Genomic DNA, 14,907 nt, shown 5'->3' on the forward strand with positions numbered 1-14,907 from the left:
TTGTTCACCTTGTGACACGTGGCGTTCAACGAGCTTTTTCATCCGCAGCTTTGGGCGCGGGTGCAGCGAGTTGTTCGCGCGCGGCCGCCACGGCTGCGGTGATCTCGTTGATCAGCTGCTCTGCATACGCCTTATTGGAGGGGTCCCGTATCGCGCCCCGGATCCGCTGCGCCAGTCTCTCCAGGCGCGGGCTGAGCTGCGCCACCAGCATGAGATTCAGCGGCTCGTCCTTGCCCAGCATCCGGTGGTTGCACCACAGATGAATCAGCGCCTGCTGCAGTCCCTCCGCTGGGAAGTCGGGGCTGTCCATGCTCTTCAGCGTCACGCTCAGCAGCTCCATCAGCACGGCGGGGTCGGTGATGGCATTGAGCAGATCGATCTGATGGTAGAATAAGACCGGAGGAATATCGCCAATCCGTGTGGCCAGGAGGACAGCCAGTGGCTGCACCGTGCTCTGCTGCCAGGCCCGGTAGTCGTCGATGCTGCCGCTGAAGTGATGATAGCGATACAGATGATTCAGGCTCACCGCAGAGGTGATCACCAAGCTGGCGGGAAGTAACTTGACCTTGCCGGGGGCAAAGGTGGCAGCAATGCGCTCCGGCGTCACTTCCTTCTCAAGCATGGCCGCCATCTTTTGAGCCAGCTCTTTCGGGAGGTTCGTGCCTTCCGGCTTGAAGTTGTAATACTGCTCCACCAGCCCGATGGCGGCAATGCGCACTTCAATGTCGCTGTCGTTCATCAGCTTCCAGAGCAGATCGTAGTACGCCATGTCGTGGAGTTCGTAAAGCCGGGTCAGCGCGTGGAGCCTGTCCTCCGGGCTGCTGCTGGCGGCCAGGCGCAGAGTTTCAGCCAGATTTCTTTTTTCGAGGTCTGCCATCTCCTTGGTGGGCTCTGAGCGCAGTGGCACGGTGATGGCTGGCAAGGATGGACTTGGATTGCGGTTTTTTTGGAAATCATCTGGCTGTGAGCGTAGTGGCGCGGTGATCGCCAGCAAAAGCACGAATAGGAGTCGAAGCTGCTTGAAGGAGTGGCTCATGGGTGGAAGGCAGGCCGAGGTGGTTTTATTTCCGGGTGCTCCGGAATCTTGGGGCTCGAACCTCAGTGCATTGGATCACCATGCTTCTGCCGCGCAGGATTTCCAGCCCCCATTTTCACGGTGGCTGGCGGGTGAGCTGGCACGGCGCATCGCTGCATCTCTCTCTGCTATGAGATGGGTGCCAAAAATGGCAGCGATTCAGGCACATCAATCGCTGGGATTTCGTGCCTCACTTTATCTTTATCCCAGTAGTACCCGCCACCGTATTTGGTTTTGATGCGCGTGCCGCCGTTTCTTTTGCGGATGATGTTTTCAAACCTGACCGCACGCTTCTCGTGCGCGTTAGGCCGATCCTTCACTCTGTCGTTGATGTTGGAAGTGCCGATGCCCAGTGGATCGATGGCGTCCCCGGCCTGGCGTTCAGAGGCATGGTAGAGCTCATGCCACACATCCTCCAGGGCCTCGGCGTCAGGATTGAGTTTTCCGCGTGTTGTGACTGCGTCACGCGCCAGGGATGGGGCGCTCAGGAAAATGACATGAACATCCCGGCCCTGCTCGTCCTTCATCCCAGTGTTCACGTACTGGTTGTACAGAATGCCTGGCAACTTTTCGACTTTTCCTGCCTGACGACATTGTCATTCAGTCTAGCGGGATCTCGCATCGCTCTCTTTGAGCATCACGTCAACTTTGAGCGCTTTCACTTGCCGCACTCGCAGATAACTGCCAAGAATGGCCAGAAGCTCTCTATCCATCTTCGCAAGGATCAAGGCACAGTTCATCTCGTGTTGCTCCTTGCTGGCCTGCATTTTGGCCGGATCTGTACGGTTTTCGGCCTCCAATGAGGTTTCCTGGTTTCGTCTCCCGGTTTCATGCAGATTTTGCATGTCCATGTTGTAAAAAACATCCAGAGTCTTTTGCACAGCCTTGTCATCCAGCCCCCACTCCTTGTACAAGGCCGCCATGGGCTTCTTTAAAGACTCGCCATTCAACCTGTCAGCCACCGCGCGGTACTTCGCCTCTATCGATTTCTCGCCAGCATCCTCCGCACTTTGGATCGTTTGAATCTGGCTGCTTTTCTCAGGTTGCTGAGGACGGGGCGACGAACTGCTGGAAACTGAAACAGCAGGTGTGACTGAAGCTGCAGAGGGGGGAGTGGGCTCGGTTGCTGAAGATCGCAACAAGATCAAGACTGAGGCGGCAACAACCGTCAGAGGAGAAAAAATCAGAACCCTGCGTTTCATGGTCAATCAATGCGGAAGGTTGATGATATACGGAGCAACCATGTGCTGGTTCCTGAGGATGACTTCATAAGTGATAAATGAATGATGCGGTCACTGCAACTCAAATGGGTCGGAGTGAATGCAGCTCCTGAGAGCCTCAATTTCTCGCTCAATAAAGATCTTTTCTGACCCGGGTTTAAACAACGAATCATTGAGCCGTTCAATGGTGGTAGTGGCAGAAAAGATGCCACAGAAAAGATGCCAAGCATGAATGGCACTCAGTTAAGGCAATGTTTCGCGCCTTAGCGCCGCCCCAAAGGCCAATCGTGATCTGCCGAAGAAAACGCTCCAGGAGCGCGGGCCTCCGAGCCCGCAGCACGCCGCAAACACACGCGACTCCGAATAGTCCCTGCCTCCATCGCTCGCTCGTTCCCGAAGCGCTCGTGGTTCCGCTGTTCTGCCTGCAGCCACACCCGCTGCGTGGAAGCGACCTGCTGCGGACTCAGGAGGTCCGCGCTCCAGGAATCTTTCCGCCTGCAACACTTCATTCCGCGATGCATGCTCTTAACTGAGTGCCATTCATGCCTGGTATCTTTTTGAGGCCGCTGTGCAGTGATCGGGCAGACACATTGTAAATCAATGCTTTGATCCGCCCATATAAAATGCCTGGCATCTTTTTTGAGGATGACTTCATAAGTGATAAATGAATGATGCGGTCACTGCAACTCAAATGGGTCGGAGTGAATGCAGCTCCTGAGAGCCTCAATTTCTCGCTCAATAAAGATCTTTTCTGACCCGGGTTTAAACAACGAATCATTGAGCCGTTCAATGGTGGTAGTGGCACGCGCTTCTTTTCGGATGGCCGCTTTTCCAGCGGCGTCATCCCCCCTCCTATACGCTGCAAACCACTCATCCTCGGCCTCCTGGATGATTTTAAATTGCCTGCCGATTTCCGCCCTGATGGCGTACTCTTCGGCCTCCAGTTCGCAGAGCCTCTGCAGTGCTGCATCCAATTTCGCCTGGCAGTCGGCGCATGGCTTTCTCTTGGCCTTGCCTGCTGCCGGGGGCTGTGGTGCAGCGGGAACGTTCTGCGCAGGAGCGGCGGCAGGCGGTTGCGCTTGCTGCTGCGCAGCCAGTCTGCCGCCCGGTGCCGTCGGAGTGGCCCCACCCACTGGCTGCTGCTGCTGCTGCGCGGCAAGGATTCGTTCGGATCCCTGGAGGCGTTGTTGCGGCAGTCCGCTGGCACCCTTTCCCATCTGCTGTGTCAAAAACGCCTCTGGAGCGCTGCGTTGTTCAAAGATGCGGCCTCCCGGCTGAGTGGGGCGGTTCTCTTGAGTGGGGGCTTTCCCGGCAGGAGAGTCTGGAGCGGTCGAGTGGAAAGCATCGCGGAAGCCCTGCGGGGAGGGGGCGAAGCCGTTGTCGCGAGTGGTGGTCGCGCTGCGGTCTGCGGGAGGTGCGCCGTCGAAGCGGGAACTGCGGGTGGTGTTTTCCCAGGGTTTGGGGGCGGGGGCGTGTGCGTCCTCAGGGTGGTCCTGCGGGGGCAGGTCTTGGGCGGTGATGCGAGGCATGTACCAAGGTCTGTCGTCTGCGTGGTCTTGCGGGGCGGTGTCGTCCTCGGGGTTGTGGTCAGAGTCTGCCTCTGGCGGAGGGGCATCATCCTGCGCCTCTGCCATGGGCGATCCGGAGGTGGAGGGTGTGGCGGAGCGTGGAGGGATCGGGCCGATCTCTCTCCGTGGGCTGTCTTCTCGAAGCGGGGCGGTGGAAGGCGCAGGATTGTCACGCACCGGCAGGTGGCTGAAGGCGCGGACGCCGCCGACGCGGGGCATGGGCTGCATGGCGTCGTCTTCCTCCTCCTCGTCATCGAGGTGGTCAGGGCGGCGGACGCGGGTTTCAGGAAGGTGCGAGGTGGAGAAGATGAAGGCCATGCTGGAAAGCTTGGGCCTGGATTTGGGGATGCAAGTTAAAAATACCTAATCGTGGTATGAAGTGCTGGTGTTATGCTGCTGGTTCTTGGTTTTTACACGGTGGGGTGTTTTTTTGGCGGCCTGTGCGCTGCCTGTGGAAGACACCTCATCCATGGAGCCTGATTCAGGCTCCGGTTTTTGTGTCTTCGGTGGTTGATTGCATCTGGGGAATGGCGCGCAGGAGGTGAGGTGGCGCTGCTGGAGATTTTTTTGAATGCGGTCACCTGTGCCTAATCAACGGGGTATCAGCGGTTCAGGTGGGGGGTGCGCTCGGGTGGGTGGGGCGGGCGGAAAATGGAGCTTGCACATGGGTGCGGGGCGGTGGTGAAATCGGGCGCATGTGCTTTCTTTTTCGCGTTCGTTTTCACCTCAGGTTCTGGCTTGTCTGCATGATGGCTCTGGTGCTGGGGGCAGGGGAGGGGGTGATGGCGCAGCAGTATTTTACCGCGCCAGCACAGGAGGAGGCAGCCGACGAGGCGGCGCCATGGCGGGAGCGCGGGCTGCGCTCCGCGCTGGCAGATCCCTCGCCGGAGGTGCGCTCTTATGCGGTGGAGTTCATCGCGGGCACGCGCTGGGCCGCCACGCTTCTCAGTGTGAAGGAGGTGCTGCCCCTGCTGCGCAGCAAAGATGAAAAGATCCGCATGCGTGCCGCGCAGGCGCTGGGGCCGCAGGGCGTGCAGGACGCCGCTTATTTGAAAGAGATGCTGCCGCTGCTGCACAGCCAGGATGAGCACGTGGTCTATCAGGCGCTGAATGTCTTGAGCAGCCTGGGCCGCGCGGCCGCTCCCTATGCCCACGAGCTGCTGCCGCTGCTGCAAAGCCCGGATGAGTGGGTGCGTGCGCGTGCGGTGAAGACGCTCGGGCGTCTGGGCCCTGAGGCCGTGCAGTATGCCAGGGATCTTGTGCCGCTGCTGCGGGATGAGAAATACAACGTCATCCAGGCCGCTGCGGAGGCGCTGGGCTTTCTCGGGCGTGAAGATGCCGCCGCCGTAGTGCCTCTGTTGCAGCCACACCTCGCGCCCTGGCCTGCGGCTTCGCGCGCGGCTACAGGAGATCCCTTTGGAGCAGCGCCCGCGCCTCAGCCTCCGCCTGCCGCACCCGATGCCTCAAAGCCAGATCCCTTTGGCGCAGCGCCCGCGCCTTCGCCTGCCGCACCCGATGCCTCAAAGCCAGATCCCTTTGGCGCAGCGCCCACGCCTCCGCCTGCCGTACCCGATGCCTCAAAGCCAGATCCCTTTGGAGCAGCGCCCGCGCCTCAGCCTCCGCCTGCTGCACCCGATGCCTCAAAGCCAGATCCTTTTGGAGCAGCGCCCGCGCCTGCACCCGCCGCTGCAACGCCGCCCTCCACCCTGCCCATGCGCTCTGAGTGGCCCCGGGATAAAATGGCCGCAGCTCTCGGCTGCATGGGGGCCGATGCCGTGCCGCTGGCTGCGCCTGTGCTGGCTCTGCTGCTGACGGACGGAGACCCGCTGATGCCGCGTGCAGCAGAGCTCGCCCTCTTTCGTCTGGGATACGAGGCCCCTGCCGCCACGGCGCAGGCGCTGCTGCCCCTGCTGCAGACTTCGCCGGACGATCCCAATCTCGTGGAGGTGGTGGACTTCCTCGGTCTGCTGGGCCCCCAGGCGGCCCCGGTGGTGGTGCCCGCGCTGCTGCCCTTGCTGCAGCCAACGCCGCAGCCAAAGCCGCAGACGCTGCAGGCATCCGCCACCCAGGGGGAGCAGGCCGGAGCCAAGGCGGCCTCATTCCCGCGCGATCGTGCAGTGGAGGCCCTCGGGCATCTCAGCGCTGGTTCAGACCCCGCCGCCGTGGGCGCGCTGCTGCAGCTCCTGAAATCACCGGAGCTCAGCATGCGCCGCGCTGCCGCCCATGCGCTCAGGCATGCCGGGCAGCAGGCCGTGCCGCAGGTCGTCAGCGCCATGCTGCCGCTGCTGAAGGATGCCGACAAAGACCTGCGCTCCTCCACCATCAGCGCGCTGACAAAGGCGGGCCGCGATGCCGTGCCGCAGGAGGTTACGGACGCCCTGCGCGCACTGCTCAAAGACCCCGATCCCGACGTGCGCGACCACGCCGCCTTTGAACTCCACCACCTGCGTGAGTCAGGCCAGTCGCTCATGGGGGCGCCGACGCCCGCAGACCTGAAAAAATCACTGCCCGACATGCTGCGGGATGCCGCGCCAGACGTGCGCGCACGCGCCGCCGAGGCCCTGGCACAGGCCGCTGAAAAACAACTGCCGCCGGAGATCCTGCGGGCCATCCTGCCGCTGATCAAAGACCCCGAGTATTACGTACGGGCAGACGTGATTGATGCCCTGGCGACTGTGCAGGCTGGCACGCCCGCCGCTCCGCAGATCATCAGCGCCCTGCGGCCAGTGCTGGAAGATACCACGCCATACCTGCGCTGCAGCGCCGCACTCATCCTGCACCGTCTGGGCGTGGACACCGCCACGTGCCTCCAGGCCGTGAAGCCCCTGCTGCAAGGCCCCCCCATGCCTCACCAGACAAACGCCCTCAGCTTTTACGAGCAGATGGCGCCGGAACTCCCGGTGGAATCAATCGCTCCCGCATTGATCCCTCTGCTCAGTGTCCCGGATCAGCACGTATGCCTCACGGCCGCAGACATCCTGCAAAGGCTCGGCCCCAAGCTCGATCCCTACGCCAAAGAGATCCTGCCGCTTTTCCAGCATTCCGATTCAACGGTCCAATGGGCTGCCGCCAATGCCCTCTCCAGTCCAGGTCCGGACGCCGCACCTCTCGTGGTCCGTGCTTTGCTGAAATGGATCAAGACAGACGACGATAAGCAGATTTTGGCCGTCAACATTCTCGGGAGGCTGGGCTCGGCCGCGACACCTGAAGTCATCACGGCCCTCACGCCGTTGCTGCGCCAGACAGGCGATGGCTTGCGCACCCGCGTCGCCATCGCGCTCGGCCGCATGGGCCCCGCCGCTGCGCCTGCGGCGAAGGGCCTCATCGCCGTGATCGAGGGTGCAGACCCCGCACTCGGCTTCAGCAGTGACGATCCGAAATACCCCGCCGCAGAGGCGCTCGGTCAGCTCGGCCCCGGAGTCGTGCCCATCGTGCTGCCGGCACTGCTGGCCTGCTTTGAAAAAGACGATGCCATTCTGGGCTTCCACGCCTCTCTGGCGCTGCAAAATCTCGGCCCGCAGATCATGCCCGCCATGCTGAGCACCGCGCTGGCCCGCTGGCACAAAGCCGGTGCTCCGCCCGCGAAGATCTGGGGCCTGGACGACATCGACCGCTGGGGGAACCGCAGTGCCGACCCCGCCTGCCACTGCGCCGCGCTGGCCGCCCTGCTGGAGTTTGCAGGCACCGCTCCCGCGCAGCGGCTGCGCTTTCACCTCCACTACTGGTCCGGGCACAGCGAGGAGCTGCTCCTCAGCCTCCGCTGGCTGGGCAGGCCCGCCGCCGATCCCATGCCTGCGAAGGGCAAGGAACTCAGCAGCGAAGAGCAGCAGACCGTACTGCGCATGCTGCTCACCCTCTGGCCCCACAGCGCCCAATTTCCATCCCTGCGCCGGGAGATGGCCCGGCGCAGCGCCGATGTCGCGCAGAGCATCACCGCCGCGCCGGATGAAAAAGTCGCCGCCCTTTTGATTCGCATGGATGCCAGCCTGAAAGCCGATGCCGTCAAGGAAACCCAGCCCGACTCATCCGCTGCCCGCAGCGCCGTGCAGAGTGCGCTGGCGGTGGGGAAGGGGAAGCTGTGAGGGGGATAATGAAGCGGTAGAGATGGAGCGGGAACGGGGGCTGGAAAAGATGCCAGGCATGAATGGCATTATCTCTTTGAGGTTCGAGTGGTGATCCCGGAGGGATGTGTGGCGTCAGCGGCTCAAGGCCGCGGCCGACGCTGCGTGAAATGCGTGCGCGCCGTGCTTCGGCTGACTCCTGTCATGGGCGCATGCGGGCGGGGGCGCTCACTTCGCTGCGGGCTGCAGGGTGAGCTGGTGGCGGGCGTGGGCAAAGGCGGCATCCATGCGCGCCAGCAGTTCTGCGGCTTTGGGGTCGGGGCGGTCCTTGTCACGGATGTTGCGCAGGATGTGGTCGCGCACGGGTTCCCAGACGGGGGCGAGCTGCTGGAGGAGGACGAGGTTCATGGGCCTGCCTTCTCCGAGCAACGGGTGGGCCCAGAGCGCCTCCAGATAATAGAGCTGACGGGCGGCGGAGATGTCGTCCAGATTGGGATACGTGTCCAGGAGGTCCACGGTGTGCAGAAGGGCTGCGGGGTCGCTGATGGAGCGGAGCACCTCCAGCACCAGATCGTCGTTTTTGCCTGCGGGGTCGCGGTAGTCGTTTGTCACGTAAATGACCAGGGAGCGCAGCACCTCCTCCTGCCAGTGGCCGTAGGAGGCCGGGCTGGGCAGGAGGGCGTACTGCCGGTGAAGCTGGTTCAGCGCCAGCGCGGCGCGGCAGGTCATGTAAATGCGGTGCTCTGCCTCCTGCTCGTCCTTGCCTTTATACAGGGTGGTGATGCGCTCTTCGGTCACCTCCGGCTCCAGCAGCGCGGCCATCTTGCGCGCCTCCTCCAGCGGGATGAGGCAGGGCTTTTCGTGGCACGCATCCACGAGCGCTTCCATGGCTCCTTCGCTCACCTCGTGCGCGGGATCGTGCAGGAGCTTGCGGTACAGATCGGAGTCGATGCCGCCGGACACCATTTCATCTGCGGCGGAGATGCGGTCCTGCGGCGCTTTGCTGGCGGTCAGACGCTGGAGCTCGGCGCGCCGCTGCTGCTGCTCCTGCGGGGAAAGCGGCGGCAGGGCAGGCGGTGGCTTCGGGGTTTCTCCGGGCTCTGCGGTGGCGGGAGCTGGCGGGGAAGGGGGCGCGGCCTGCGGCTGTGTCTGCGGTGGCGGGGCAGGCAGCTTTTTTCCCGCCGTCTGCACGGCCTCCGCGTAATAGCCGAGGAGCAGGGCGGCCTGCTCCTTGTCCTGCCCGTCCTTCATGGGGGACAGGATGCGGGTGCGCAGCGAGTGAAGGCGCGGAGCGATGTGCGTGAGGAGCAGGAGGTGCAGGGGCCTGTCATGACTCAGCAGGTCGTGGTAGGACCACAGCACCCGCAGCGTTTCCAGCAGGACGGGGGGCGGGATGTCCGGGGCGTCGAGCTTTTGCATGGCCACCGGCAGGGCCTCGCTGAGGAGTACGGGATCTCTGAGCAGCCGCAGCACGTTCATCATGCAGGCGTGACGCTGTTCTGAAAAGGCGCTCTGAGCACCGGCGGCGGCGAGGAAGAGCGGCCTCAGCACATGGCGCTGCCAGCCTGCGTAGGCGGCAGGGCTCTGCTGCAGGGGTTCGTAAAGGTAAAGCTGGTTCAGCGTCTCTGCGGCAGTGGTGACCAGACCGGACTCGTAGTCTTTCACGTGGCCGGTTTCAAAGGCGGCGCGGATGCGCTGCGGCGTGACCTCCTTCTCCAGCATGGCGGCCATCTTCTGCGCCAGCTCTGCGGAGAGCGGCCGGTCTGCGCGCGCGGTGCAGGACTCCGAGGTCATGGCGCCGATGGCCATCAGCCGCACGCCGGGGTCGGCATCGTTCATGAGCTGCCAGAGCAGCGCGTAGTCCATGTCGAAGACTGCCATCTGGTCCACAGCCTTCAGCCGGTCCTCCACCCGCGTGCTGGCGGCGAGGCGCTGCATCTCGGCGCGCTCTTTTTTCTCCTGCTCGGGCATTTCTCTGGCGGCCTGCCCATGCATGAACTGGATACTGCCCATGGCAAGGAGCAAGGCCAGGAGAAGGTGGCGGAGGAGAGGCTTCTGAATGGCGAGGTTCATGGAATTGGGAAGGCTATGCCCCAGGCTGGCTGGAGCGCGGGGGGGGGATGCAATGCATCCGGCCACGCTTGTCATCTTACTTTTCACCCGCCTTCAGGGCGGACTGCACAGCGCGCAGGGCGGTTATTGATACTGAGTGGAGGAGCGATGATTTCGCTGCGCCTTTCTGCTGGGTCGGGAGGGTTCCGGTATCATTCACTTCACTTCATTTCTCCTTCTCCGTATGACCGATGCGATAGCTCGGATACTGAGTCGTATCAAAGCATCGCAGGAAGATCGTCAGATGGTCAAATTGAGGATGCTGTCCCGAAATGCTCATGAGGATCTCGTTGAAGAGCGCGCTTTCAGTGGACAGGCTTGTAGGTGCCAGGGTCAATTCCGCACAGGGTCTTTTCATCACACTTGCCAGGCTTTCCGCCGCGGAGGGCGGGACAATCATTCTCAGTGCGACACCCTTGCTGGAAAATCGTTTTTCCTCCAGATGCTTGAAGAAATCCCCCGCGCTCATTTTGAGAGTGGCCGGGTCCAGCGGCACTTGGCCCAGATCTGCCAGGGCGGATTCAGAGGGCAGAGCGGCACTGCTCTTCGGATTGAAGGTGCTGCATCCCGTGCAGCACAAAAGAGCCGCGAGCACCAGAAGATGGCATGCGCGGATCAGGCTGCGCACGGCACGACCTTGGAGGAGGTCACAGAAACGGATGGGGGGTGACAGGAGGTGGAGGCAGCGGCGGCGGTGGAAGAGGCCCGCCGGGAATGGGATATTTGGTTTTGTCATCGAAATAGTAGTGCTGGTTGAGCAGCGGAATGATTCGCATCATTCGGGCTCGTTCAAGCAGCAGTTGATTTTGAATTCTCATGGCGCGGAACTCCTTGCCCATGTTTCCCGTTTCCGGATATGCAGTCGCGTCAGACGGGTGCGAGACCTTGATAAACGGATCCTCTGTGCCGAAAAGCATCTCTCCGAGGTGCTGAAATTCGTGTCCCAGCGTCACCGGATCAATATCCCTTCGCACACGGAAGACACCATTCTGGTCTATGTAGCTTTTGCCCGACAGTGCCAGGCCAACCTGAATCTTATCCGCGACAGTGGCCAGCTTTTCGATCATCAGTCGTCCTGTTGGCACCCTGTTCAATCCTTTCAGCGATTCCACAACATCCGGGAAAGCGGCGAATTTTTCGCTGAGTATGGTCAAAGGATCTTTTCTGCCATCGGCAGGGGCCGCGACGGGTCTCTGCTGAATGGATTTAGGCCCCTGACTTTGCCGAACTGTTGGGCCGACCTGCGCCAGCAGCGTGGAAGATGAAGTCTTCCTGCCTTGGTTCGCTGGGGGCGAGGAGGAGCCTTTTAGCGGTTGGGGGAGATTGGAGCTTTCAGTTGCAGGCGGTGCGCTTTCCATGAGGTTGCTTATAGCATCTGCGGAACTGCCTTGGTTCCGATCAATGAAACCGCGAGTCTCGGTTTTGTCAGCCAGGCTTTGGAACTGACCCCGAAGGCCGGGAGGCAGGCGTTTTTCAAAGATGCGGCCTCGGGTCAGGGCGGGGCGGCTGTCTTGAGCGGGGGCTTCTCGGGTGGGAGAGTCCGGGGAGGGAGCGTGGAAGGCATCGCGGAGATCCTGCGGGGAGGGGGAGAAGCCGCTGCTGCGCGTCATGGACGCGCTGCGGTCTGCGGGAGGCGTTTCGTCGAAGCCGGATTTGCGAGCGGTGTTTTCCCAAGGTTTGGGGGTGGGGGCGTGTGCGTCCTCAGGGTGATCCTGCGGGGGCAGGTCTTGGGCGGTGATGCGGGGCATGTACCAGGGCCTGTCGTCTGCGTGGTCTTGCGGGGCGGTGTCGTCCTCGGGGTCGGCTTCTGGCGGAGGGGGATCATCCTGATCCTCCAGTCTGGTGGGCGCGGGGCTGGTGGGTGTTGCGGAGCGTGGAGGGATCGGGGCGATCTCTCTCCGTGGGCTGTCTTCCCGGAGCGGGGCGGTGGAAGGTGCAGGATTGTCACGCACCGGCAGGGGGCTGTAGGCGCGGACGCCGCCGGCGCGGGGCATGGGCTGCATGACGTCTTCCTCCTCGTCTTCGAGGTGGTCAGGGCGGCGGACGCGGGTTTCAGGAAGGTGAGAGGTGGAGAAGATGAAGGCCATGCCCAAAGTCTTGGGCCTGGATTTGGGGATGCACGTGAAAAGATACCATTCAATGGTATGCAATGGGCTGGGCTGGCGCGGGTGGTCTGGCGGGAGGGAGTGTTATTTTGAGAGCCCGGGCTGCGCTGCGACTGCTTTTTTGGGGAGGGCCATGTCCGGCTCTTTTTTGAGGTGGTCGAAAAGATCCGCCGCTTTCAGCAGCTTCAGGTTTTTGAGCGCGGGCTTGAGTTCAGGCACGGCCTTCGCCAGCTCATCCAATGTGCCGGCTTTGACCACCGTCTTTTCATCGATCAGCCACCAGAGCAATTTCCGGGTCTTTTCATACTGGCTGAGCTCCGCAAGCGACATGTGGCGGTTTGCCGAGGGTGCGTAGCCTGTGATCAGCAGCTTTTTTTTTCCGGTTGTGAGCTCAATCCTGCAGCCCTCTTCGATCTCCAGAACCTGCTCTTCCTCGATCTCATCACCAATGGCAGTGGCCACCTCCGGCTCATCTCCGGGCACCGCCCTGACGAGATCCAGGCGGTAGCTCCGCTTTCCGTCAAAGGTGGGAAAGCGGTACTGAAACAGGGCCTCGTCTTCAAACACATACAGCACCTCGATGTCATCGTCCGAGGTCTTGTGATGACGCTCAAGCTCCCAGGGCGTGAGGCAGAGTGCCGCCGCCGCGCTCAGCAGCAGGGCCAGCAGCCCCAGGCTACCTGGATGGCGGCGGAGCAGTCGGCTTTGGCGGGCAGGTTCCCACATCGGTGATGATTTGTGCGGTGGATTGATTCGATTTCTGGGTGAATGAATGGGATCTGAGGTGGCTGCAAATCCTGCGGCATCATTGCTGTGGCTGCTGCTTTTCCACCTCCGCCCACCACTGCTGCAGGGCGTCTTTGAGGAGCGGTTCTTCCTCCGTGGCCTTCAGCCGCAGGTGCTTGCCCTCCAGCAGCTCCTTTCCTGCGATGTAGGCAAGCAGGGCATCCCGCAGCCAGAGGCACACGGGCTCGTGGGATTCTGGCAGCGTGCCGGGGAGCAGGCGGTGTGAATGCAGGTCCAGCATGTCTGAATCGATGCTGGTAGAAGCTGCCATGGTTAAATTGCCCTTGGTCCGCCCCCACACCCAGCGGACGGGGTAGATGTGATCCACTGCGATGGACTCATGGCTGGCCTGGAGCATGTCATAATAGGTGACAACGTCCGCCAGTGCTGTGGAGCGCGGATGGGTGATCCAGCCGGTCAGCAGCAGGGCCGAGATCTCCTGCTGGTGTTTTCCTGCCCGCATCACTTTCTGGGAGGCCACGTAGGCATCGGCCATTTGGTCCAGCCGTCGGGCGTCCTCCGGCTTGATCCAGGGCGCGTAGGGGCGCTGCCCGTCGATCCTGCTCAGCCTGAAGCCTGCAAAGTAGAGAAGCAGGTTCTGGCGCAGCCAGAGGGCGGCTTTTTTTTGAATGGCGGGATCAGGGGACTCCAGCGCGTCTGAAAGCAGCTCTCCCAATTCTCCAGCATACCACCCTGGTGAACTTTGTTTGACATGCCCCTCCTCCACCCAGAGCTCAAAAAACGCGGGCCAGAAAGGATAAACGGTGAAACACCGTTGCTCCCCCGGCAGGTCATCGCCTGCGGCATGCGTCATCCAAAAATGAGTCCTCAGCACCTCGCGGTCAAACTTCCAGCCGACAGGTGGGAGCAGGAGGTCTTTCAGTTGTCCGGTGGTCAACTGCTGCGGTTCTGCGCTTTCCCCCGCACTGGCGCAGACGCCGCAGAGGATGAGAAGGCATGTCTGTGCCTTAACGAGTGAAACCAGCCAGGAGGTCAAAGATGGATGGATCAGCATTGTAGTCGAGGATCGGGGCTGGGATGTTGTTATTCTGACCGGCGGGCTTTTTGAAGACGATGGTGGCGTTCTTGTATGACCCAGGCTTTGAAGGGTCCGTAAATGCGCCGATCGGATAAGCGGAGATGTTTACCCCATCATTCTGGTTGCCGCCAAGGCAAAAGACTTGGGTGCCGTCCTGACTGATGCCCACCACGGTGGCGACGTGGCCTGTGCCGTCTTTGTATCGGATATGGTAAACATCGCCTACGTGCAGCCCACCAGCGGCAGGGCCGCTTTTTTGCCCCCACTCGCGCCAGTTGCCCGCCCAACCAGCCGTGTTGGGTGGCGTGACACCCGCTTTCGCCATGGCGTCGCCCAACGAATAACCGCACCATGCATTTTCGGCCGGGTTGATGCCGAGGGTTTTCTTGAGTCGGGCATTTGGAGAGCCGTCTTCTGCCTTTTCTCTTTCGCCAAAATTTGCAGCCAGATGGTCCATCCAGGGTGCAGAACCGCCATGCAGGCGGTTGATGGCTGTTTGAAGCCTGCGTTTAAACTCGGCGGAGTTTTCATCAACAGACTCCGGGTCAAGATCTGCCTCGCCTTTTTGTTTTGTATGATTGATCAGATGAACCGCCAGTGCGATGGACTCCATATTGCGAGTGATGGAGGCGATTTTCTTGGCATCCTTCTCGGAAAGTTTGTTTCCTGCCTGCTGCAGATCCAGAATTTTTTGTTTCTGCTGCCGGTATTTTGCCAATGACCCTGAGGCCTGAGGCTGCTGCGCGGTGCTGCCGCCAGGTGCCGGACTAGGAGCGGGCGGTGTGGGCCGGCCTCCGGTGGCTGCGGGTTTCGTTTTTGCTGGTGAACCTCTCCCTTGAGGGGGCTGTGGTGCTGCAGCGGGCCGCGACAGCCGAGCCCCTGAGGCGGCCTGCGCCACATGGGGCGAGGCATGTGAGCCGGCAGCCACATTCTGGAAGAAG

11 protein-coding genes are annotated in these 14,907 nt (G+C 61.7%); 1 reads left to right on the forward strand and 10 read right to left on the reverse strand.

The genetic code is table 11. The features are described from left to right. Window positions 1–25 precede the first annotated feature (25 nt). The 4 genes from AC3RLQ_RS03280 to AC3RLQ_RS03295 form a co-directional block, all read right to left on the reverse strand. A complete protein-coding gene (locus AC3RLQ_RS03280; protein ID WP_493034312.1) occupies window positions 26–1,036 on the reverse strand; it encodes a hypothetical protein in 1,011 nt (336 codons plus the stop codon). A gap of 167 nt (window positions 1,037–1,203) precedes the next feature. Beyond that, window positions 1,204–1,641, reverse strand: coding sequence for a hypothetical protein (locus AC3RLQ_RS03285; protein WP_493034313.1), 438 nt, complete (start codon window positions 1,639–1,641; stop codon window positions 1,204–1,206). A gap of 39 nt (window positions 1,642–1,680) precedes the next feature. After that, window positions 1,681–2,277, reverse strand: coding sequence for a hypothetical protein (locus tag AC3RLQ_RS03290; RefSeq protein ID WP_493034315.1), 597 nt, complete (start codon window positions 2,275–2,277; stop codon window positions 1,681–1,683). A gap of 695 nt (window positions 2,278–2,972) precedes the next feature. Beyond that, the gene (locus AC3RLQ_RS03295) at window positions 2,973–4,181 is read right to left on the reverse strand and encodes a hypothetical protein (RefSeq protein ID WP_493034316.1); all 1,209 of its coding nucleotides are present in this window, start codon (window positions 4,179–4,181) and stop codon (window positions 2,973–2,975) included. A gap of 428 nt (window positions 4,182–4,609) precedes the next feature. Between AC3RLQ_RS03295 and AC3RLQ_RS03300 the strand changes: the two genes are divergently transcribed. Continuing rightward, a complete protein-coding gene (locus tag AC3RLQ_RS03300; protein ID WP_493034318.1) occupies window positions 4,610–7,945 on the forward strand; it encodes a HEAT repeat domain-containing protein in 3,336 nt (1,111 codons plus the stop codon). A 207-nt stretch (window positions 7,946–8,152) separates the two neighbouring features. Here the strand turns inward: AC3RLQ_RS03300 and AC3RLQ_RS03305 are convergent, their stop codons facing one another. The 6 genes from AC3RLQ_RS03305 to AC3RLQ_RS03330 all read right to left on the reverse strand — a co-directional run bounded on the left by AC3RLQ_RS03305 (window position 8,153) and on the right by AC3RLQ_RS03330 (window position 14,684). Further along, entirely contained in the window at window positions 8,153–9,997 is a 1,845-nt protein-coding gene (locus AC3RLQ_RS03305) for a hypothetical protein (protein ID WP_493034320.1), read from the reverse strand. Window positions 9,998–10,202: 205 nt separating this feature from the next. Next, a complete protein-coding gene (locus tag AC3RLQ_RS03310; RefSeq protein ID WP_493034321.1) occupies window positions 10,203–10,532 on the reverse strand; it encodes a hypothetical protein in 330 nt (109 codons plus the stop codon). A 151-nt stretch (window positions 10,533–10,683) separates the two neighbouring features. Then, on the reverse strand, window positions 10,684–12,123 hold the full coding sequence (locus AC3RLQ_RS03315) for a hypothetical protein (RefSeq protein WP_493034323.1): 1,440 nt from the start codon (window positions 12,121–12,123) through the stop codon (window positions 10,684–10,686). A 102-nt stretch (window positions 12,124–12,225) separates the two neighbouring features. Beyond that, window positions 12,226–12,867 carry a hypothetical protein gene (locus AC3RLQ_RS03320; protein ID WP_493034325.1) on the reverse strand — a complete coding sequence of 214 codons (642 nt, stop codon included), beginning with the start codon at window positions 12,865–12,867 and terminating at the stop codon, window positions 12,226–12,228. 79 nt (window positions 12,868–12,946) lie between these two features. Next, window positions 12,947–13,924 (reverse strand): hypothetical protein, encoded by a 978-nt coding sequence (locus tag AC3RLQ_RS03325; protein ID WP_493034328.1) that lies wholly within the window; start codon window positions 13,922–13,924, stop codon window positions 12,947–12,949. Further along, complete coding sequence (locus tag AC3RLQ_RS03330; protein ID WP_493034330.1) at window positions 13,896–14,684, reverse strand: C40 family peptidase; 789 nt, start codon at window positions 14,682–14,684, stop codon at window positions 13,896–13,898. The genes AC3RLQ_RS03325 and AC3RLQ_RS03330 overlap by 29 nt, the downstream gene beginning before the upstream one ends. Window positions 14,685–14,907: the final 223 nt, after the last annotated feature.

The organism is Prosthecobacter sp. GW821-HT29F12 (genome assembly GCF_058803405.1).

Coding starts and splice junctions, on each gene's coding strand:
- AC3RLQ_RS03280 (WP_493034312.1), bottom strand. CDS start 1,036: ATGAGCCACTCCTTCAAGCAGCTTCGACTCCTATTCGTGCTTTTGCTG.
- AC3RLQ_RS03290 (WP_493034315.1), bottom strand. CDS start 2,277: ATGAAACGCAGGGTTCTGATTTTTTCTCCTCTGACGGTTGTTGCCGCC.
- AC3RLQ_RS03295 (WP_493034316.1), bottom strand. CDS start 4,181: ATGGCCTTCATCTTCTCCACCTCGCACCTTCCTGAAACCCGCGTCCGC.
- AC3RLQ_RS03300 (WP_493034318.1), top strand. CDS start 4,610: ATGATGGCTCTGGTGCTGGGGGCAGGGGAGGGGGTGATGGCGCAGCAG.
- AC3RLQ_RS03305 (WP_493034320.1), bottom strand. CDS start 9,997: ATGAACCTCGCCATTCAGAAGCCTCTCCTCCGCCACCTTCTCCTGGCC.
- AC3RLQ_RS03315 (WP_493034323.1), bottom strand. CDS start 12,123: ATGGCCTTCATCTTCTCCACCTCTCACCTTCCTGAAACCCGCGTCCGC.
- AC3RLQ_RS03320 (WP_493034325.1), bottom strand. CDS start 12,867: ATGTGGGAACCTGCCCGCCAAAGCCGACTGCTCCGCCGCCATCCAGGT.